The organism is Flavobacteriales bacterium (genome assembly GCA_020635795.1).
In the GTDB taxonomy this organism is placed as follows: Bacteria; Bacteroidota; Bacteroidia; order Flavobacteriales_E; family Vicingaceae; genus Vicingus.
In genome coordinates, this window is sequence record JACJZD010000006.1 from 25400 (window position 1) to 47567 (window position 22168).

At 34.3% G+C, this 22168-nt stretch carries 17 protein-coding genes; 11 read left to right on the top strand and 6 right to left on the bottom strand.

Features of this window, described 5'->3' with window-relative positions; genetic code table 11:
* Window positions 1-26 precede the first annotated feature (26 nt).
* The 5 genes from H6589_11915 (at window position 27) to H6589_11935 (ending at window position 7311) form a co-directional block, all read left to right on the top strand.
* Window positions 27-3401: a lamin tail domain-containing protein gene (locus H6589_11915; GenBank protein ID MCB9175306.1), complete on the top strand. Its 3375-nt coding sequence runs from the start codon at window positions 27-29 to the stop codon at window positions 3399-3401.
* Window positions 3402-3542: 141 nt separating this feature from the next.
* Window positions 3543-4427: a CPBP family intramembrane metalloprotease gene (locus H6589_11920; protein ID MCB9175307.1), complete on the top strand. Its 885-nt coding sequence runs from the start codon at window positions 3543-3545 to the stop codon at window positions 4425-4427.
* Window positions 4428-4509: 82 nt separating this feature from the next.
* On the top strand, window positions 4510-4707 hold the full coding sequence (locus H6589_11925) for a twin-arginine translocase TatA/TatE family subunit (GenBank protein ID MCB9175308.1): 198 nt from the start codon (window positions 4510-4512) through the stop codon (window positions 4705-4707).
* A 95-nt stretch (window positions 4708-4802) separates the two neighbouring features.
* The gene (locus H6589_11930; GenBank protein MCB9175309.1) at window positions 4803-6311 is read left to right on the top strand and encodes a transglycosylase SLT domain-containing protein; all 1509 of its coding nucleotides are present in this window, start codon (window positions 4803-4805) and stop codon (window positions 6309-6311) included.
* Window positions 6304-7311 (top strand): DUF4837 family protein, encoded by a 1008-nt coding sequence (locus H6589_11935; protein MCB9175310.1) that lies wholly within the window; start codon window positions 6304-6306, stop codon window positions 7309-7311. The genes H6589_11930 and H6589_11935 overlap by 8 nt, the downstream gene beginning before the upstream one ends.
* 34 nt (window positions 7312-7345) lie before the next feature.
* Here the strand turns inward: H6589_11935 and H6589_11940 are convergent, their stop codons facing one another.
* The 6 genes from H6589_11940 to H6589_11965 all read right to left on the bottom strand — a co-directional run bounded on the left by H6589_11940 (window position 7346) and on the right by H6589_11965 (window position 13008).
* Window positions 7346-7801 carry a hypothetical protein gene (locus H6589_11940; protein MCB9175311.1) on the bottom strand — a complete coding sequence of 152 codons (456 nt, stop codon included), beginning with the start codon at window positions 7799-7801 and terminating at the stop codon, window positions 7346-7348.
* A 2-nt stretch (window positions 7802-7803) separates the two neighbouring features.
* Entirely contained in the window at window positions 7804-9036 is a 1233-nt protein-coding gene (locus H6589_11945) for a hypothetical protein (GenBank protein MCB9175312.1), read from the bottom strand.
* A complete protein-coding gene (locus H6589_11950; GenBank protein ID MCB9175313.1) occupies window positions 9036-10265 on the bottom strand; it encodes a DNA cytosine methyltransferase in 1230 nt (409 codons plus the stop codon). Before H6589_11950 ends, H6589_11945 begins: the two co-directional genes overlap by 1 nt.
* 82 nt (window positions 10266-10347) lie before the next feature.
* Window positions 10348-10839 carry a hypothetical protein gene (locus H6589_11955; GenBank protein ID MCB9175314.1) on the bottom strand — a complete coding sequence of 164 codons (492 nt, stop codon included), beginning with the start codon at window positions 10837-10839 and terminating at the stop codon, window positions 10348-10350.
* The gene (locus tag H6589_11960; GenBank protein ID MCB9175315.1) at window positions 10836-11270 is read right to left on the bottom strand and encodes a universal stress protein; all 435 of its coding nucleotides are present in this window, start codon (window positions 11268-11270) and stop codon (window positions 10836-10838) included. Before H6589_11960 ends, H6589_11955 begins: the two co-directional genes overlap by 4 nt.
* A 196-nt stretch (window positions 11271-11466) precedes the next feature.
* A complete protein-coding gene (locus tag H6589_11965) occupies window positions 11467-13008 on the bottom strand; it encodes an acyl-CoA carboxylase subunit beta (protein ID MCB9175316.1) in 1542 nt (513 codons plus the stop codon).
* A gap of 106 nt (window positions 13009-13114) precedes the next feature.
* Here H6589_11965 and H6589_11970 point away from each other — a divergent pair, with 106 nt between their 5' ends.
* The 6 genes from H6589_11970 to H6589_11995 all read left to right on the top strand — a co-directional run bounded on the left by H6589_11970 (window position 13115) and on the right by H6589_11995 (window position 22154).
* Entirely contained in the window at window positions 13115-14560 is a 1446-nt protein-coding gene (locus H6589_11970; GenBank protein MCB9175317.1) for a DUF389 domain-containing protein, read from the top strand.
* Between the two features lie 92 nt (window positions 14561-14652).
* Window positions 14653-16833, top strand: a complete 2181-nt coding sequence (locus H6589_11975) for a cation:proton antiporter (GenBank protein ID MCB9175318.1) — start codon at window positions 14653-14655, stop codon at window positions 16831-16833.
* On the top strand, window positions 16830-17405 hold the full coding sequence (locus tag H6589_11980; GenBank protein ID MCB9175319.1) for a MarC family protein: 576 nt from the start codon (window positions 16830-16832) through the stop codon (window positions 17403-17405). Before H6589_11975 ends, H6589_11980 begins: the two co-directional genes overlap by 4 nt.
* The gene (gene rnhA / locus H6589_11985; protein MCB9175320.1) at window positions 17405-17878 is read left to right on the top strand and encodes a ribonuclease HI; all 474 of its coding nucleotides are present in this window, start codon (window positions 17405-17407) and stop codon (window positions 17876-17878) included. The genes H6589_11980 and rnhA overlap by 1 nt, the downstream gene beginning before the upstream one ends.
* Window positions 17879-17974: 96 nt before the next feature.
* A complete protein-coding gene (locus H6589_11990) occupies window positions 17975-19135 on the top strand; it encodes a methionine aminotransferase (GenBank protein MCB9175321.1) in 1161 nt (386 codons plus the stop codon).
* 67 nt (window positions 19136-19202) lie between these two features.
* The gene (locus H6589_11995) at window positions 19203-22154 is read left to right on the top strand and encodes a PD40 domain-containing protein (GenBank protein ID MCB9175322.1); all 2952 of its coding nucleotides are present in this window, start codon (window positions 19203-19205) and stop codon (window positions 22152-22154) included.
* Window positions 22155-22168 lie beyond the last annotated feature (14 nt).

Here is a 22168-nt window from a genome sequence, read left to right on the forward strand (position 1 = left end):
AAGCTAAAAATCTTTATTTTTAATTTATGAATAAATGGAGTTTAAATATAAAATGGTTGTTTTTGTTGGTTGCCATGATGTCGTTTTTTTCGACTAGCGCACAATTTACCGATAATTTTACTGACGGCGATTTTACGAACAACCCTACATGGAGTGGCAACAATTCGTTGTTTACTATTACCTCAGGAGAATTAAACTCTCAAAGCCCAACAGCTGCAAATTATTATTTAAGCACTCCATCAACTATAGCTTCAAATGTTGAGTTTATTTTTGAATTGAATTTAAAATTTGCGACATCTGGAAGTAATTATGTAGATGTGTATTTAATGTCGGATGTTGCTGATTTATTAAATCCTAGTAATGGTTATTTTGTACGTATAGGAAGTACTCAAGACGACATTAAACTTTATAAAATTACTGGTGGAACAGAAGCTCTTTTAATTGATGGAGCAGATGCCAGCGTTAACAGTAGCACTAATAATCCGTTTAGAATTAAAGTTACTCGTGATGCTTCAAATTTGTGGACTTTACTTTATGATGATGGTATTTTAGGTTCTTATTTAAATGCTGGGTCAATAGTAGATCCACAACACTCTTCATCTGCTTTTTTTGGTGTAAAAATTATTCAATCATCAGCGGCATCGGTAATTAACAATCATTTTTTTGATAATTTTTATGTTGGCACAATTGGGGCAGATGTTACTCCTCCTGCAATTGATTCGGTAGTTGTTGTTAACACAAACAACATTGATGTTTATTTTAACGAAACAGTTGAATTATCTTCCTCTCAAACCATTGGGAACTATTCGGTAAACAATGGAATTGGCAACCCAATATCTGCAACTCGAGATTTGACAGATTCTTCAATGGTTCATTTGAGTTTTGCAGCCTCTTTTACCAACGGAATGTTAAATACCTTAACCGTTAATAATGTTGAAGATATAAGTTCAAACCCAACAGCAAACACAACAAAAACATTTACTTATTTAGTGATAGTTGTCCCAAATTATAGAGACATTGTAATCAATGAAATTTTTGCCGATCCAACACCACAAGTTGGTTTGCCAACGGTTGAATTTGTTGAGTTGTATAACCCTTCTTCTACTGCATACAATCTGTTGGGCTGGAAATTTATTAATACCACAACAGTTAAAACGCTACCCAACTTCGTTTTGGCACCAAACGGTTATGTTATACTTTGCAACAGCACAGATACAGCTTTGTTTACTCCTTATGGGAATGTAATAGGAATTTCATCTTTTACTGCATTAACTAACGGTGGTGATAGTTTAACATTAATGGACAACAACAATGTTTTGTTAGATGCTGTGGCTTACGACATCAGTTGGTACCAAGATGCGGTTAAAAGCGATGGGGGTTGGACTTTAGAGTTGATTAATCCAACCAACAATTGTGGAGGCTCACTAAACTGGACCTCTTCCATAAGTTTAGATGGAGGAACGCCTGGAACACAAAACTCGGTTTACAGTATTGCTCCTGATATTACTGCTCCACAAATTAGTAGCGTGGTGGTAAATAGTTTGTCACAACTAACGGTTAATTTTAACGAAACCATGGATAGCACTAGTCTTGCTAATGCCACCATAACCATTAACAATGGAATAAGTGTGGTATCTAGAGTTGTTTTAAACAAACCCAACAAGGTGGTTTTGAATGTTACACCAAACCTAGATTCTACAACAGTGTACACGGTACAACTTTTAACTCCAACCGATTGTAGCGGAAATAATCTAAGCCCAAACTCAACAACATTTGGTATTGGGGCATCACCAGAACCATTCGATTTAGTGATTAATGAAATTTTTGCCGACCCAGACCCAACCGTTGGATTACCATTGTTTGAATACATAGAGCTGTTCAATAAATCGAATAAAATAATTGATTTGTCTGGATTAAAAGTTGTCGACCCACTTTCTACTAGTGGATTTTTATCAGGAAAATTATTACCTAACGAATACATTATTGTTTGTAGCTCAACAAGTATTGGTCAGTTTACACCTTACGGAAAAGTTGTTGGACCAACAAGTTTCCCATCGTTAAACAATTCAAGTGATAGCATAAAATTAATTAAAGCTTCTGGCGAAATTATTCACCAAGTTAACTATTCTGACACTTGGTATCAAGATGCTACTAAAAAAGATGGTGGTTGGAGTTTGGAAATGATAGACCCAAACAATCCTTGTGGAGAAGAAAACAACTGGAGAGCTTCAACAAAATGGTTTGGCGGAACACCGGGTACGCAAAACGCTATTTTTGGCTCAAACCCTGATAATGTTGCTCCTCAATTAATAAGTGCATTTGCATTGAACGACTCAACGGTTCAAATCACATTTAATGAAAACACTTTTTTAGGAACATTGTCAATCAACAATGGTATTACGATAAACACCATCCAACAACTTACTGGTAAAACCTACTTAATTACGTTAGTTAATAAATTAGCTTTTCAAACAACCTACACCATTACAGCCAATAGCATTACCGATTGTATAGGCAATTTAGGCAATTCAAACTTTAATTTTTCTTTACCCGAACAAGGTTTGGCTGGTGACGTAGTAATTAACGAAGTGTTGTTTAATCCCTATACTGGTGGAAGCGACTTTGTGGAAATTTATAACAATTCTAACAAATATATCAACCTACAAAATTGGTACTTAGCCAATTATGACAATGATAGTATTTCAAATAAAAAGCTAATTACGGCACAATCATATGTGTTGTATCCAGGAGAGTTTACTGTTTTAACCAAAGATGCCAACAACATTAAAACGGAGTACATCAATGCTAAGCAAGATAGAATGTTGCAAATGGCAACTTTACCCACATACAACAATAGCGATGGGAATGTTTATTTAATCAACAACCTAAGTTCAACCGTTGATAATTTTAAGTACGATGAGAAAATGCACTTTGCTTTATTGAACGATGTAAAAGGAGTTTCTTTAGAACGTATTGACTACAACAGATTATCGAGCGATAAAACCAATTGGCATTCTGCTGCAGAAGATGTTGGTTTTGCTACTCCTGGTTACGAAAATTCGCAATTCCAAAAAGCAGAAATTAATGATGAAATTACGATAAGCCCCGAAACTTTTTCGCCTGACAATGACGGGATTGATGATGTGGTAAACATCTCCTACCAATTTGCTGAGGGGGGTTATGTTGCCAATATTGTAATTTATGATTCGAAAGGAAGGCTAACCAAAAACTTGTTGTTAAACGAGTTATTAGGAACTTCAGGAACATTTAGTTGGGACGGAATAAATGAAAACAACGAAAAATCAGCTATTGGTATTTACATTATTTACATTGAGATTTTTAACCTAAAAGGCGAAGTAAAGAAGTTTAAAAAGACTTGCGTTTTGGGAGGACATTTTTAGTTTCACATCATTCCGCACTTGATGCGGAATCTATATAACTTTAATGACTACAAAAAAAAAAAATAAAAACTAGATTGTGGCTCAGGTCCGCAATGACGAAAAGAAATGAACACCTCAAACCCCACATTTCAAAAACCCAGTATGCAATTGTTGTTAATTGCTATGCTTTGTGTGGGTTCTGCAACACTATTTTCTCTGCTTGCTGGCTTAATAGTTATGCTATTTTTTGGTGTTGATTTACAAAGCTATGGCGATTATTCCAACCCCCAAGTAATAGAGGGGCTTAAATTTTTTCAATTGTTGAGTGCTATTGGAGTTTTTATTGTTCCACCAATTTTATTTGGCTGGATAGTTTACCGTAAACCCATAGCGTCTTTATCGCTAAAAACGTTTTCTACTCCAATAAATTGGTTGTTGGTATTGGCTTCAATGGTTGTTACAATGCCTTTTATGACATGGTTGGTGGAGTTTAATGAGCAACTTATTTTACCCGATTTTTTAGCTCCACTTGAAAACTGGATGAAACAAAGCGAACAAAGCGCCGAAGCCTTAACCAAAGTGTTTTTAACCTTTAATGGTGTTGGCAGTTTTGTATATATTCTGCTTATTGTAGCCATTGTTCCTGCGGTTGGAGAGGAGTTGTTGTTTAGAGGAGTGTTGCAAAAAATTATGGTAAGTTGGTTTAAAAATTACCATGTTGCCATTTGGGTTACGGCCATTTTATTTAGTGCCTTACACATGCAGTTTTATGGCTTTTTACCACGTATGTTGTTGGGAGCTTTGTTTGGATATGTGTTTTATTGGTCGGGTTCTTTGTGGTTACCCATTTTTGGGCATTTTATAAACAATGGTAGTGTAGTAGCGTTAAGTTATTTGTATCCCGAAATGATGGAAAACACCGAAATTACCTTGTTTGATTCAGAAATGAATTGGATAGCAAGTATTGTTAGTGCTGTACTTATGGTTGGATTGATGTTGTTTTTTAAACGAATAAATCATAAACAATTGGCTATTGATAAATTATAGCCTCGATTTCAAACTAATCAAATACTTTTGTACCTTTACACGCTTTACTATCCGTTGCTTAACGGATTAAAACTTAAAAATTATGAAAACTGTATTATTAGGAATGATTGGTCCATGGCAAATTGCTCTAATTGTTGCTTTGGCTTTATTGTTATTTGGCGGAAAAAAAATCCCTGAATTAATGAGAGGTGTTGGCTCTGGTATTAAAGAGTTTAAAGATGGGATGAAAGAAGGGGAAAAGTCAGCTGAGGATAAAGAAAAAGAACAGCAATCAAAATAACTCTTTGTTATTTACAAAATAAAAATGCAGTAAAGGAGTTTTAATACTCTTCTACTATTATAAGGTTTTATAACAATAGAGCATAAACAGGATTTATGAAAAATAAAACATTCCTCTCCATCATTTTCGTTTTTACTGCAATTCAATTCATTTTTGCTGGCGGCGATACCTCTAAAACAAAATATGATTTAGCCGACGACGACCCTATTTTATCCATGATTGATAGCATAACCCTTTCGGGATATTTCGAAAGTTTGGGGTTAAAAGACAATTTTTCAAAATCTTCTAAATACAAATACGCTAAAGATTCTGTGCCAGAATTTGATGAAGCAACTTACATCAAAAGGTTTAAAAAAATGGATGCAAATTCTCCATTTAAATTTGTTTACAACGGTTATGTAAAAGGCTATGTAAACCTTTATGCCAAAAGAAGAAAAAATACTACCGCAAAAATGTTGGGTTTAGCTCCGTTGTATTTCCCCATTTTTGAGGAAACATTAGACAAATACAACATGCCTTTAGAGCTTAAATATTTAGCTATTGTTGAATCGGCCTTAAACCCTAAGGCAAAATCGAGAGTTGGAGCAACAGGTTTGTGGCAATTTATGTACGAAACAGGAAAAATGTACGATTTAAATACCACTTCTTATTACGATGAAAGAAGCGATGTGTACAAATCTACCGATGCTGCTTGTCGTTATTTGAGAGATTTACACGCTATGTATAACAACTGGGATTTGGCTTTAGCAGCTTACAATTGTGGGCCAGGAAACGTAAACAAAGCTATTCGTCGTTCAGGTGGTAAAACCGATTTTTGGGAAATAATGGCATTTTTACCTCGCGAAACAAGCGGTTATGTTCCAGCTTTTATGGCGGTAAATTATGTAATGACTTACGCTGCCGAACACAACATTCAAGCAGTAAAACCAGATGTTTCTTGTTTTAAAGTAGATACCGTTGGAGTTAATCAACACATCTCTTTTGCCGAAATTTCTAAAGTGTTGGATATCCCTGTTGAATACTTGGAATACATTAATCCAACCTACAAACACAATTACATTCCAGCAACTGGTAAAGCAAACACCCTTTGTTTGCCTTACGATAAAATTGGGCTTTTCTTAACTAACGAAGAAGCTATTTATGCTCAACGTAACATTAAGGAAGAAGAAAAAGCAACTGAAGAAATTGCTCAAACTACTGCTGCCGAACCACAACGAAGTGAATCGGTGGTTTACAAGGTTAAAAGTGGTGATAGCATGAGTAAAATTGCCATGAAATACCATTGCAGAACAACTCAACTAAAAGAGTGGAATAACTTAAAAAGCGATAGGTTACAAGTGGGTCAAACATTGTATGTTTATCCTAAAGCAAGTTATGTTGCTCAACAGAAAAAACAAGAAGAAAAAGCTACTCAACTAACGGCCACAAAAGCAACTTCCGATGGTAAATATTTGTATTATACCGTAAAACCTGGTGATAATTTATACCGTATTGCTAGCAAGTTTGAGGGTGCTTCCGTTAATGAGATTCAAAGTTTAAACAAAGGCTTAGATCCGCGTTCGTTAAAATCAGGAATGAAAATTAAAATCAAACCAATTGGGTAAAAAAACCATTTTCTTATCGTTTTTCGCTGCTATTATTTTTTCTTTAGTACTAGTATCGTGCGACACTATTAACGAAAAAGTTTTACCTCGTGCATCAGGAAAATCAGGAAATGTTTTAGTGGTGGTCGATTCATTTTATTGGAACAACCAAACTGGTGCAGCAATTATGGAAACCTTTGCAAAAACACAAGAAGGATTACCCCAACGAGAGCCGATGTTTGACATTATTTTTATCCCTCACCGTAATTTTGCCCAAATTTTTAAAACCAATCGTAACATTATTATAGTTGAGGTTAAGCCAAACTCTAAAAACAGGTTGGCTATAAATAGCGAGGTGTGGTCAAAAAGCCAATTGATTATTACTATTACGGCTTCTTCGGATGAAATTGCTGCCGAAACCATTCGTAAAAATGGAGTTGCCATTGCTGATTATTTTAACAATAAGGAAATTGAACGTTTGCAAGCTGCCAACCAACAAAGTAAAAATGCTAAAGTAAGTTCAGTATTAAAAAAACAATTTAACATTGATATTAATGTAGATACCTATTACCGTATTGCTACCGAAGAAAGCAATTTTGTGTGGATAAGGAAAGAAAAAATGGCTGGTGAACACCCTATTAGCCAAGGTTTGTTGGTATATTCTTACCCGTATACCAGCGATAGTACTTTTAGTGTACACAGTTTAACCAACAAACGCAACGAAATAACCAAAAAACACATTCAAGGAGCGGTAGATAGCACCTATATGCAATCGTATGCCGAGTTTGTACCAAAGGAGCGAGAAATTAGCATGAATGGCTTGTACGCAAAAGAATTGCGTGGTTTATGGTTTATTAAAGGCGACTTTATGGGCGGACCTTATGTTAATTACACTTTTGTAGATGAAAAACGCAATCAAGTAATTTGTATTGATGGTTATGTGTTTGCTCCTAAGTTCGACAAACGTGAGTTTTTACGTGAGCTAGAAGCTTTTGCTTTGTCTGCAAAATTGGTGGAGTAAAGTCTTTTTGTATAAGTTATAATTTTTTGGATTATTAAGGGAGGACTCCATTCTTGTCAAAGTTTATTAGAACTTCTCCATTTTCAAGGGTGCTAATTAAAAAGTCTATTCCATCAATATTTTCTAAGGATTTGTTAATGTGTTTTTCAATTGCTGGTATTCCAATCCCATAATGTATTGATGTTACATTAAAATCTGATAGTATAATATTTAAAGAATTTGAGTAATTGCCAAAAGTTTTAATTTCCTTTATTTTTTCAAAGTCAGAGAGCACATATCTATCTTTGTTTTCAAAGAATAAAGCAACCGAATTTCTGGTAGCTAGAATGTCAGGAATTATTCCTCCTTTGTTTTTTGATGTTCTGTTTTTATCTGAATTAGGATGGAGTAAAACTCCTGTACCGCTTTGAGGAAAATCATAACAAATAATTTTCCAGCCATTACTTTCCAGCCAATTTAGTATGTTTATTGTAACCCTCCCTTCTTTCATAATTAAGCATCTCTCCATAAAGCACCGTCTGGAAATAAAATTGCATCTGCAAAATAAGAGAACACACGGATATGTTTAACTTTCGAATAGGTTGAACCATATCGAACTTGCATATAATATCTAGGTATCTCGTGATTAGCTATGTCAGCGTAATCTTTCGAAAGAATATTTTTGTTTTCACTTGCTTGAACTGCCCTTACAAAATCATCTACTTTTCCTTTAGTACCAGGTAATTCAATTGTTTGATTCGAATCATCAACGTTCACGTCAGACCATGCAAGAACGAGATTAAATCTTCTTTCTTCAAACGATTTTCCTTCTCTACATAGCAAGTAGTCAATTGCTGCCAATGCACCTGGGTATGGATCACCCCTGAAGGCTGCATTTACTTTGTAAATTATTGTTTCTCCACGACTTCTTAATAATTCACCAATTGAATAATTGGCATTTTCAAATTGTGAAAGGTAGTTTAATAAATATTGAGTAGGAATTTTAATTGTGGCAGATAAAGGAGACATATTCAAGTGCCCGCCTTTATTCGTAAATTCCTGATTCATAAAGGTTCTTCTAGCGATTACAGTTCTATTACCAAGAAGCTTTTCTCTACCTTTAACTATCCCGTGTTTTTCAAATACCGCAATAATTTCATTCATTGTACTGAACATATTAGTCATTTCAGTATCTGTTCCTAAAGGGCTACCAGAATAAATTCTATTTGGGTCGTGTAAAATTCCTTTGCTTAATTGATTTGTAGAAGTTGCAGCATCTGGATGAGTTCTATAGTCACTTGGATAATAATAAAGGAGTGCAGGAATGTCGTAAATTGACATTACATCATCTAAAGCTTTAAAAACCAAAGGATTTATTTTATCCCATTTTGGGGGTGTTGTCTGGCGTGTTATAATTGCAGCTTCAGGATAAATATAAAAAGCAGGAACATTATTTTCGACTGACGCAGCTAATCTAGCAAATCTTTGAAAAGCATTATGACCAGTTCCTGCTTCGGTTGAAACTTCAACTGAGAAAATTGGCTCGTGGTCAATTTCGACAATTAAATCAGGAGCGTCCAAATAAAGGATTTTCTTTATATGGTCAGGCATTGTATGGAAATTCTTGGCATTATTTGCGTCACTTTCATACATTTTTTTCTTTACATAAGTTTTGTTTCTGAGTTCTGTATTATCAATTACAAAATCGGCAAAAGGCTCAGTACTATACCAAATTCTAAAGTTCATTATAAATATTTTTTAATTGCAAGAGCAACAGCTTTTGCTAATAACGGAGGAACAGCATTCCCTGTTTGTACTCTACCTTGAACAGTACCACCTTTAACTATGAAATCATCTGGAAAACTTTGGATTCTACAACGTTCACGAATTGTCAAGCCTCTGGCATCTTCTGGATGTCCAAATTGAAATTGAGGTCTAATTCCACCCGAAACTTGAGTAGGGCTTTGAATGTCCCAAGCTAAACGTATCCTTTGTTTAAACTTTGGATACATAGGTTCTCCAGGTATTGTATTCTTGATTTTTTCTATTGTATCTTTTGGATGATTAGGAGCTGTATGACATTCCACGGAACCGTTAGTATTTATACGCATAAGTTTCTGGTATTCTGAAAAGGGTTCAGTTTTATACTTCCTCTTTGTTTCTTTTGGTTTTAAAGAAGGTAAATCTCCAATTGCATCCTTGATAGTTATATATGGTTTATCTGTTCCTGGTCCGTGTGTTTTTTGAATTAATTTAAAGTCAAATTCTTCATCTTTTATTCCAACAAAAATTAATCTGCTTCTTTTTTGAGGAACACCATAATCTGGAGCATAAAGTAATTTGCTTTTTACAGTCATTTTTCCTGCTCTTGAAAGGTCTTTTTCGATTTCTTCTACGAAATTACCTGTGCTTTTCATTCCTGAAACATTTTCTAATACGACAACTTTTGGTTGAAGTACCTCAATAAAACGAACAAATTCTTTATACATTAAATTTCTGTCGTCTTCTTGATGTCGCTTTCTGTTGTTTAATGAAAAACCTTGACAAGGTACGCCTGCAATTATTACATCTAAAGGTCTGCCATTAAGCAGCTCCTTAATTGTGTATGGGTCTACTTTTTTAACATCGCCTAAAATTGTTGAACAATTGGGGTGGTTTGCTTTGAATGTTTGAATTGATGGGGCATGTATATCACAACCCAACACAACTTCAAAACCAGCCATTTCAAAACCCATTGAAGTTCCACCACAACCACAAAACAATTCAACAATTATAGGTCTATCTTTTGTAATTTCTCCACCTTTAGTAAAAACAGGGTCTTTTTTCCAATAATAACCGTTCTCTTCAACTTTTATAGATTTATCCCAAACACTTTTTTCTAGTAAATCTAATTCAACTTCTCCATAAATGTTTATTTGAGATTCCTCAACAACTGAAATTTCAGCTGATATATTATTTATGAATTTATTTTTCATGCTTTTGTTTGATTATAGCTCAATAGTCATTCTTATAACCCTTAATGCGATTATACCAAATTTAGTTATTAATACTGTTTAATCAAAAAGATTTTTTAGCCAAGGTTTTGTGTAACTCGTTAATCTCTATTAAAGCAGCAGAACTGTACCAAGGTATCAATTCCATGGTTAAACTACCCGCAATAATGGCTGGGTCGGTTTCGGTAAGTTGTTTAGCTTCTTCAATGGTAGTCACATTAAAAATGTAAATTCCACGTAAATCGCCATCGTTTAAAAATGGTCCTGCAACCACCAATTTACCTTCGTCAGCCATTCTAGTAATGTTATCCATGTGTGCCTTTTGTAAACTATCAGCTACAGCTTTGTCGGTAGAACGGTTTGGTCCTTTTCGTAAAAAAGCCATCACATACTGTTTCATACCGTATTCATCAGCACCATAATTGGCGGCTTTTACCGAGTCAAAAACTGGTTTATTCATGTCGTTGGTTTCAGGTTGTATTTCTGTTTGGGTTTCAGGTGTGTTTTTACAAGCAAAAACACTTGCTAACAGTAATATGATTAAAGCTAATCTCATTTGATAGGCACAACCAAAACAGGAATGTTTGCTTTTTCTAACAACGATTCATCGGTGCTTACCATAAAGGTTTTATGGAAAAAACCATGTTTGTGTTTTCCAATTACAATTAAATCAATAGCCAATTTATCGGTTAATTCTACAATGGTTTCAATGGTTGTTCCTTGAACTAACAAGCCTTCGGCATTGATGTTTTTTTCTTTTAATTGTGCAGTAAACCCTTGCAACAACTTGTGTTCGTTACGTAAATCTTTTGCCAACACATCTCTAATATACTGCGGACCAACTTCATAACCAATAAAATCAGGGTTTGGAGCTGCAACATGCACCATCCATAATTTTGCTTTAAACTTTTCTGCTATTTCTGCAGCTTTGTTAATTAACAGTTGCCCTTTTTCTTCAAAATCGATGGTTACGAGTATGTTTTTCATATGTTGATATTTATTTGTTTTTTAATAGGTTATATGGAATTCGCTTATCATCATTTGTGTTTGTATCGAAATTTCGTTATGCTCATTTCATAGTATTGGGTATTATTTGTTTCACTTTTTTTCTCACCATCCTTCGACAAGCTCAGGATGACAATGAGCTAGTCTAGCCCCTCCTTCGGAGGGGATGGGGAGGCATTTACAACGGAATATTTCCGTGTTTCTTTTTTGGTAAAACAGCTACTTTATTTTCTAGCATTTTAAATGCTTTAATCAGTTTTTCTCTGGTTTGTTCGGGTTTAATTACTTCATCAATATAACCACGAGCAGCAGCGTTATATGGATTAGCAAACATTTCAGCATATTCGGCTTCTTTTTCTTTCCATTTTGCTTCCGAATCAGCAGCTTCTGATATTTCTTTTTTGAAAATGATTTCAGCAGCACCTTTAGCTCCCATTACAGCAATTTCAGCCGATGGCCAAGCGTAATTCATATCAGCACCAATGTGTTTCGAGTTCATTACATCGTAGGCACCACCGTAAGCTTTACGGGTAATTACAGTAATTCTAGGAACGGTAGCCTCGCAGAACGCATACAATAGTTTTGCACCGTTGGTAATAATAGCATTCCATTCTTGGTCAGTACCTGGTAAAAACCCTGGAACATCTTCAAACACTAATAAAGGAATATTAAATGAATCGCAAAAACGAACAAAACGAGCTCCTTTTTGAGACGATTTAATATCTAAAACTCCCGCTAAAAATGCTGGTTGGTTGGCAACAATTCCAATAGATTTTCCTGCTAAACGAGCAAAACCTACCACAATGTTTTCAGCAAAATCTTTGTGTATTTCGTAAAACGAATTTTCGTCAACTGTTCCTGCTATAACCTCTTTAATATCGTAAGGTTGATTCGCATTTTCTGGTATAATAGTGTTTAGTGCTGGTCGTAATTCGTTACCCTTTTCGTAAGGAATACTTGGAGCATCTTCCTCACAGTTTTGAGGCATAAAACTCAATAGGGTTTTTATTCCTGAAATACACTCCAATTCATTCGCATACGTTAAATGTGTTACCCCCGATTTAGTAGAATGTGCCGAAGCTCCACCTAAATCTTCTGAGCTAACTTCTTCATGTGTAACTGTTTTAACCACATTGGGTCCTGTAACAAACATGTACGAGGTGTTTTCAACCATCATAATAAAATCGGTTAAAGCAGGAGAATAAACAGCACCACCTGCACATGGCCCCATAATGGCTGATAGCTGTGGAATTACACCGCTAGCCAACGTGTTTCTATAAAAAATATCGGCATAACCACCTAAACTTACTACACCTTCTTGAATACGAGCACCACCCGAATCGTTTAAACCAATAACTGGAGCACCGTTTTGCATTGCCAAATCCATCACTTTACAAATTTTTTCAGCATGAGCTTCGGCAAGCGAACCTCCCATTACGGTGAAATCTTGAGAAAAAACATAAACCAAACGACCATTTACGGTTCCGTAACCAGTTACAACTCCATCGCCCAAGAAAACCGTTTTGTCCAACCCAAAATTGGTTGAACGATGTGTTACCAACATACCAATTTCTTCGAACGAACCATCGTCTAACAAAAAATGAATACGTTCTCTGGCTGTTAATTTTCCTTTTTTATGTTGTGAAGCAATTCTATCAACACCTCCAGCAATTTTTGCTTCTTTTATTTTTGCCTCTAATATCGCGGTCTTATCTGTCATCTATTTGTAATTTATTGGGTTAAAATAACAAGTGTAAAAATAATTAATACAAAATGAATTTCATAGCAGAAATAGTAATTTAGTCGAACTCTTATTGCACGAATTTATGGAAAACGAAAACAACAATCCGTTACAAGACAATCAACCCGACGAACAACTTAAATTTAATTTAAAGGAGTCGTTTAAATCGTTGGTGGTTTATTTGCAAGAAATCATTAACATTAGAGATGGTGTTGATGTGGAAGGTTCTGTTCAAGCCATTAAAAACGACATTGATTTTAAAGGAGTTAACATTTGGATTTTAGGAGCATCCATTGCAATTGCATCTATTGGTTTAAATGTAAACTCTACAGCAGTAATTATCGGAGCCATGTTAATTTCTCCATTAATGGGTCCAATTGTAGGTATAGGTTTGGCGGTTGGTGTAAACAATGTAACCATGCTGAGTCGTTCGTTAAAAAGTTTAGGCACAGCGGTGTTAATTAGTGTGTTGGTTTCAACCATTTATTTTTTATTAACTCCATTTGGTGAGGTACAGTCAGAATTAATTGCACGTACTCGTCCAACACTGCTGGATGTGTTAATCGCTTTTTTTAGTGGAATAGCGTTAATTGTAGCAAAAACTAAAAAAGGAACTATTGCAAGCACGCTATATGGTGTTGCTATTGCTACAGCCTTAATGCCACCACTTTGTACTGCTGGTTATGGTTTGGCTAATGCAAATTGGCAGTTCTTTTTCGGCGCATTTTATCTGTTTTTAATCAATTCGGTATTCATAATTTTAGCTACATGGTTGGTAGTAAAATATTTGAGGTTTCCACTTACCACATATATTGATGATGCTCGCCAAAAAAAAGTAACCAATTACATTTTAATTTTTTCGGCAGTAGTCCTTATTCCAAGTGGTTTTACTTTTTGGGGGTCTATTCAAGAAAGTATTTTTAAAAAGGATGTGGAAAACTTTATAGCTCAAAACTTTGACATTGAAGGAAGTGAAATTATCAGCAAAAAAATAAACTACAAAACTGAAGAAGGCGACAAATCATCGATAGAAGTGTATATTATTGGAAACAATATTGATGCGGCTACCGAACGACGTTTATTAAAAAAAATGCCTGAATATGATTTACAAGGCGTAAAACTTAAAATTCATCAAGCAAAAGACAATTCGAATGAATTAGCCAACAAATTGAGTAAAGAGGTTCGTTCTGGAATTTTAGAAGATATTTATCGTAAAAACGAAGAAGCGATAAAAGATAAAGATGAGAAAATAAGGTTGTTAGAATCTCAAGTTAATTTATTATCGCACAACGATGTTCCTTATAACAACCTAAAAAAAGAGATAAAATTACAGTACCAAGATGTAGTACAAATGGAGTTTGGAAAAACCATTGCTACCGATTTTAGCGAAAAGCAAGATACCATTGCCACTTTTTTAATTCGTTGGAACAATCAACTTAGCGACGAACAACGTCGTGAAAAGAAAAATGCATTACAAACTTGGTTGAGAGTTCGATTAAACGATGAAAAAGTAAGGGTAATTAATTATTAAGCTTTGTTTGAGGCATTAATGGTTGAGTAGTTTATTTGATTAGTTTTGTGCATGGTTTTCAGTAGTTCAATAAACTGAAAGATGAACGGTATATGATACTAATAAATATTTTTGAGACAAAATTGCCGTTAACCAATCCGGTATTATTGTTTTCGTTGTTATTGTTTATCATCCTCTTTGCTCCATTAATTTTAAATAAGCTTAAAATTCCGCACTTAATCGGGCTTATTATTGCAGGAGCAGTTATTGGTCCTAACGGGCTAAATTTAATGCTCAGAGACAGCAGTATTGTTTTGTTTGGAACTGTGGGATTGCTGTACATCATGTTTTTGGCAGGACTAGAAATGGATCTTTTGGATTTTAAGAAAAATCGTACAAAAAGCTTAGTTTTTGGTATTTATACATTCACAATTCCTTTTACGTTGGGGTTTTTAGTAGGACACTATTTTTTACAATATTCCACAATAACCTCCATTTTATTAGCAGCAATGTTTTCTTCACACACGCTTATTGCATATCCTATGATTAGCAAGTTAGGTGTTGCAAAGAATAGAGCTGTAAATATTACCATTGGAGGAACAATCATTACCGATATTTTAGCTTTACTGGTTTTAGCTGGAGTTGCTAGTGTTTCTTCAGGCGAAGTTACCAAAGGCTTCTGGTTAAGCTTATCTGTTTCAGTTCTTATTTTCGGAATAATTGTTTTGTTTCTTTTCCCAATTATTGGGCGTTGGTTTTTTAAACGATTCCATGATAATATTTCGCAATATATTTTTGTATTAGCTATGCTTTTTCTTGGTGCATTTTTAGCCGAATTTGCAGGAATAGAAGCTATTATCGGAGCGTTTCTTGTTGGGTTGGCGTTGAATAGGGTAATTCCTCACACATCACCCTTAATGAATAGAGTAGCATTTATAGGTAATGCACTTTTTATTCCATTTTTTTTAATAGGAGTAGGAATGCTCATTGATTATCGTGTCTTTTTTAAAGATTTTGATACAATAAGAGTTGCCATAACGATGATTGTAGTTGCTACAACATCTAAGTTTTTAGCTGCTTGGTTAACTCAAAAAACGTATAAATTTTCGGCTGACGAAAGAAGATTAATTTTTGGATTAAGTAATGCTCACGTAGCAGCAACTCTAGCTGTGGTTTTAGTGGGGTACAACATAATTTTAAACAAAGCAGAAATTGCTAAAGCAGCTCTTTTAAACCAAGTAGTTGAACCAGTAAGACTTTTCGATGAAAACATCTTAAATGGAACTATTCTGTTGATTTTAGCAACATGCACAATTGCAGCATTTATAGCACAAAAGGGAGCAAAAAACATTGCTTTATTAGACACTAATGAAGGGCAAACAGAGGTAATCAAAACTGTCGAAAGAATATTAATACCATTAAGCAACATAAATACTACGGATGAACTAATTAATTTAAGTGTAACAATTAAATCCAAAAAGAATAAAAAAGGCCTTTATGCTTTAAACATTATTGATAATAATTTTAGTGATAGTGATGCTGAAAAGAAAGGTATAAAATTGATGGAGAGGGCTCATTTAGCTGTTTCTGCCACAGATAATTCTATCCACGAATTGATACGCTACGATTTAAATATTGTAAACGGAATTTCGAGTGTGGTGATGGAAAATAAAATTACCGATTTAGTGCTTGGTGTTCATAACAACACCAACATTTCTGATTCTTTTTTGGGTCATTTTACTGAAGGTATTTTAACCAAATGCAACACTACAACACTAATATATAAAGCCAATCAACCATTAGAAACCATTAAACGACATTTGGTTGTTGTACCAGAAAAAGCAGAAATAGAAATTGGGTTTTCTGCTTGGGTAAACAAAGCATGGAATATTGCCAAAAACACCAATGCTAAAATGGTTTTTTATGCAGTAGAAGAAACATTAAACGAGCTGAAAGCAATACACGAAAAAAACCCGATAGAGGCTGAATTTGTTCATTTTAATGATTGGAATAATTTTCTTATTCTTACCGAAAAAATTAAAGAAGATGATAATTTAATAATCATTTTAAGCAGAAAGGAATACTTGTCATATCACAACATTATGCCTAAAATTCCTTCCTTTGTTAATACTTATTTTAAAACAAACAGTTTTATTATTATTTATCCTAAGCAAATGGGAGTGAACGATTTATCAACACTTAATCTAAAAGATACCTCTCCAATTGAGCCAATGGAAAAATTAGATGAAATAGGTAAAACGTTGATTAACATTTTCAAAAAAAATAAAAAATGAATTATTTTAACTTTAAAGAAATAGCCACTGCAACCATGGTTTTGTTTGCTGTTATTGATATTATTGGTTCTGTACCAGTTATCATAGATTTACGCCAAAAAACAGGACATATTCAGTCCGAAAAAGCAAGTTTAGTATCGTTGGTTATCATGATTTTGTTTTTGTTTGTTGGTGAATCTATTCTAAGTTTAATCGGAATTGATGTCAACTCATTTGCCATTGCAGGTTCGTTTATTATTTTCTTTTTGGCTTTAGAAATGATATTAGGAATTCGTTTGTATAAAGAAGACGAAAACTCTATAAAAACAGCGTCAATTGTTCCTATAGCTTTCCCATTAATTGCTGGTGCTGGAACCATGACTTCATTACTTTCGTTACGCGCCGAATATGCTGTTCAAAACATTGTTATTGCTATTATTGTAAATGTTATTTTGGTTTATTTTGTATTAAAATCATCGGCATTTATTGAGCGTATTTTAGGTAAAGGAGGAATAGCTGTTTTACGTAAAGTTTTTGGTGTAATACTTTTAGCTATTGCTGTAAAACTGTTTAAAACCAACGCAGGATTTTAATGGCAAAAATTACCATATATACTGATGGTGCTGCAAAAGGCAATCCTGGAAAAGGTGGTTATGGTGTAGTAATGATGAGCGGCAACCACAAAAAAGAACTCTCGGAAGGCTTTAGAAACACCACCAACAACCGTATGGAATTGTTGAGTGTAATTGTTGCTTTAGAAACAATTATTAAAGAAAATGCTCAAGTAGAAATTTTTTCTGACTCCAAATATGTAGTTGATTCGGTAGAAAAAGGCTGGGTGTTTGGTTGGCAAAAAAAGGGATTTAAAGGAAAAAAAAACATCGATCTTTGGCAACGATTTTTAAAAATTTACCCCAAACATCAAGTCAAATTTAATTGGGTTAAAGGTCATGCAGGTAATTTGTATAACGAGCGTTGTGATGAATTAGCAGTTCAAGCAGCTGAATCTCAACATCTTTTGATAGATGAAGGATATGAGAATGAAGCTTCGTCAGGCTTATTCTAGGGTGTATCGCATATTATCAATTGGTTGGTCTAATTTAAAAATTATTTGGGTGTTTTTAGGTAGGTTTACTTAAATTTGTCGACCTTTAAAATTAGCATGAAAGAATATCCTAATCTAATAAAATCAAAGCTTCCACAGGTTGGCACTACCATATTTACGGTGATGAGCCAGTTGGCAAACGAGCAAAACGCTATCAATTTGTCTCAAGGTTTCCCTGATTTTAAAGGGGACGACAAATTGATTGATTTGGTTTCGAATGCAATGAAAAAAGGATTAAACCAATATGCTCCTATGGCTGGTTTAATGGCTTTACGTGAACAAATTGCTCAAAAAACCACAAATCTTTACGGAGTTAATTATAATCCTGACACAGAAATAACCATCACTGCAGGAGGAACTCAAGCCATATATACCGCTATTGCAGCAACAATAACCGAAGGTGATGAGGTAATCATTTTTACACCTGCTTATGATTGTTATGAACCAGCAATTGAATTAAACGGAGGTAAATCAGTATTTGTTCAGTTGTTAGCTCCAGATTATACGATTGATTGGGATCAGGTTAAAAAGTTGATTACCCAACGAACCAAAATGATTATCATTAATACCCCGCACAATCCTACTGGTAAAATTTTGTGTAAAAAGGACATGTTGGCCTTGGAGAAAATTGTTGCAGATACTGACATCCTTATTTTGAGTGATGAGGTTTACGAACACATTATTTACGACAATGAAAAACACCAAAGCGCATGTAAATTTCCAAAACTTGCAGAGCGTAGTTTTATTGTTGCTTCATTTGGAAAAACGTTTCACAATACGGGATGGAAAATAGGCTATTGTATGGCTCCAAGCAATTTAATGAAAGAGTTTAGAAAAGCCCATCAGTTTATTGTTTTTTCGGTAAACACACCTGTTCAGCATGCGTTGGCAGAATACCTTAAAAACGAAAACACCTATTTAGGGTTGAGTAATTTTTATCAGCAAAAAAGAGATTTTTTTGTAGAGCGAATTAAAGATTCAAAATTTGAGATTTTATCTTCAAAAGGAACTTATTTTCAATTGCTGAGTTACAAAAACATTAGTGATGAAAAAGACACTGATTTTGCTGTTCGATTAACTAAAGAATACAAGCTAGCATCAATACCAGTTTCGGTGTTTTATCAAAAAAATGTCGACGAGAAAATACTTCGTTTTTGTTTTGCTAAACAAGAAGAGACTTTAGAACGAGCTGCCGAGATATTAAACAAGGTTGTTTAAAACTCTTCCTAAATAAATTCCTGTTTCCTGTTCATTTTTATTACTTTCAAACTTTAAAATTTTGAAAATGAACGCATTTCTTCGATTTTTCGGATTGTTTTTAATGATTTGTTGTCAACTTAACACAGCATTTTCAATTGAATTAACAAAACAAGACACCACAAAAAAAGGAGCTTATTATTTTGTTTCCAATCGTAATTCAACTGAACCAGGAAGTTACACCATGTATAAAGCCCGCACCAATCAAAGCGGAATTTCTTCGACGGTTATTCGTGGAAATTTTGAAATAGCTGGTTATCCACACATGCGAAAAGCAGAGATTTCGGTGTACAATATTTCTAACGATGAACTGGTTGGGGTTTACAATACCAATGCTAAAACGGGAAATTATTTAGTGATTTTAATGCCCAATTTGAAATACGAGTTTGTAATCAACACCTATGGTTATGCCCCTATTAGAAAAGTAGTGGAAATACCAGGCTATGCAAGCACCAATGTACACGACGAAATTTCTAAACAACAAATAACAGTAACAATCGATTCTAACCGAGTTAATGCAGCGTTAAACACATGGTTTGTAGAAGAAAAAGAACCTACATTGTTTTTGTTAACGGTTTATGATGAAAACAATGAGAGCACGCACAAGGTGGAGTTGTACGAAACAAACGCATTAGAAATTGATGTTGAGCGTAGGCAATTAACTGAAACCGAATTTGGAAACATTGATGAGTTGTTAAAAAAACAGGCTGAACACGAAAACAAAAAACCAGAATATGCTGAAAAAGCATTTTTAAAAAAAGACTACAAAACAGCTTCCGCTTATTATTCTGAACTACTTACACTCGACCCATCAGACCCATTGAACAACTACAAAAAAGGAGTTTGTGTTTATCATTTGGAAGAGAACAAACTAAAAGCGTTGTTTTATTTGTTAAAAGCCGAAAAAGATCCAAACGTGCCATACGATGTGTTTTATTATTTAGGAATGACTTACCACTCGTGGTCAGATTTTGCTAAAGCCGAACAAGCATTTTTGGAATATAAAGCCAAAGCAAAGCCAACAGAAATAACCAGTTTAAACATTGACCGATACATTGAATATTGCTCAAACGGTAAATTGTTGATTTTAGATCAGTACGACATGTACATCAAAAACAAATCGTTTATTGATGTTCAAAAACTACATAAAGAACTACCAACCGAATTAACAAGTGGTAAATTTTTAGAGAAAACATCTTTTTTTATTTCACCAATTGATAGCAAGAAAAAGGAAAAAATGTGGATGTTTAAAACCGAACAGAACGAAATGATTCAAACCAGTTATGGGTTGGACGAAAAATCTGGCAAAGATTTGTTTGTAAACGTGTTGGTTGGTGGTGATAAATATGGTATTCCGAATTCGTTAGGAACAAAAGTAAACACCCCTTATGACGAAGATTATGCCTATGTAACCTTAGACGGAAAAACACTTTATTTTGCCTCAACTGGGCACAACAGCATGGGTGGATATGATATTTTTACAGCAACCAGAAAAACGGTAAACGACCCTTGGGGTGAGGTTAAAAACATGGGTTATCCAATCAATTCGCCGTACGACGATTTTATGTTTATGCCAAGTTTGAATGATGAAGAAGCTTACTTTGTCTCAAACCGACGAAGTTCAACTGGCGGGTATAGTTTGTATAAAATAAACATGCCAAAACCACCAAAACCACTTACCATCATCAAAGGTCATTTTATGACAAACGATTCCATTCCAAATTTTTCGGCATCTATTGCGGTTTACAACACCAACAATCAAGAAGTGGTTGGTATTTATAACTCTAATGCCAATACAGGAAATTTTTTATTAGCATTAATGCCAGGTGTAAAATATGAATTTAGCATTGTTGCTGATGGCTACAATGAGCATGTTGCTTATGTTACCATTCCGTTTCAAACCGAAGATTTTCCATTACGCCAAAGCATTAAACTGAAAAAAGAAGGTTCGTTTGAGATTTTAAACATCGATAATTATTTTACCAAAGAAGAAGCAGAAAAAGCACCTGAGTATAAATTTACCAAGAAAGATTTTGAAAAAAATGCGGTAAAAGAAACAACTGCTCCTAAACAAAACATTGCAGAAAAATTTAGGAAACCATCGAGCGACCAACAAAAAATATTGGATGCTGCAGAGCAATTTTTCATCAACAAACAATATATAAAATGTGCCGAACAATATGCTAAAATTGCTCCATTATTAGATTTAACCGATAAGCAGCATTACATGTATGGAAAAAGTTTGTTTAATGTTTCTCGCGATTACGAAAAAACCATTGAAAGTTTAGAAAAAGCGGCGTTAAACAAAACAACTCCATACGATGTGTATTACATGTTAGGTAAAACCAACCATTATTCGTATCGTTTTGAACGAGCAGTTAAAGCCTATGAAAAATATAAAACCTTAGCCAACGAAAAAGAGATTGAAAAACACGCCATTAATGATGAAATTAACTTGAGCTTGTTTGGTAAAAAGATTGTAAATAGCCCTAAACCCATTGAAGTGTTGGCAAAAAAAGAATTTAAACAAACAAATTTCCACACCATTTATGGTTCGTTAGATATTGATGCTAAATTTTTACTTGCCCCAGACGATATGACAACTGCAAAAGACAAGAAAGAGGGATTTAGACCAACCATGTATTTGAACAACAGCAAAACGCTTATTTATTATTCGAGTTATGGCGAAAATGGCGAAAATGGAAAAGACCTATTTTTTATGAAAAAATTACCGAACAATACATGGTCGGAGCCGATAAATGTAGGTAATGTGATAAATAGTGCTGGTGATGAAGACTTTCCTTTTTTATCGAAAGACGAAACAACACTTTATTTCTGCTCAACAGCTCACGGAAGTATGGGAGGTTATGATGTGTTTAAAAGTACTTGGGACGAAAAAAGCAATTCTTGGTCAGCACCAATTAATTTAGGAGCACCAATCAATTCTCCTTTTGATGATTTATTTTATGTAGAAGAATAATGCCCACCCCAACC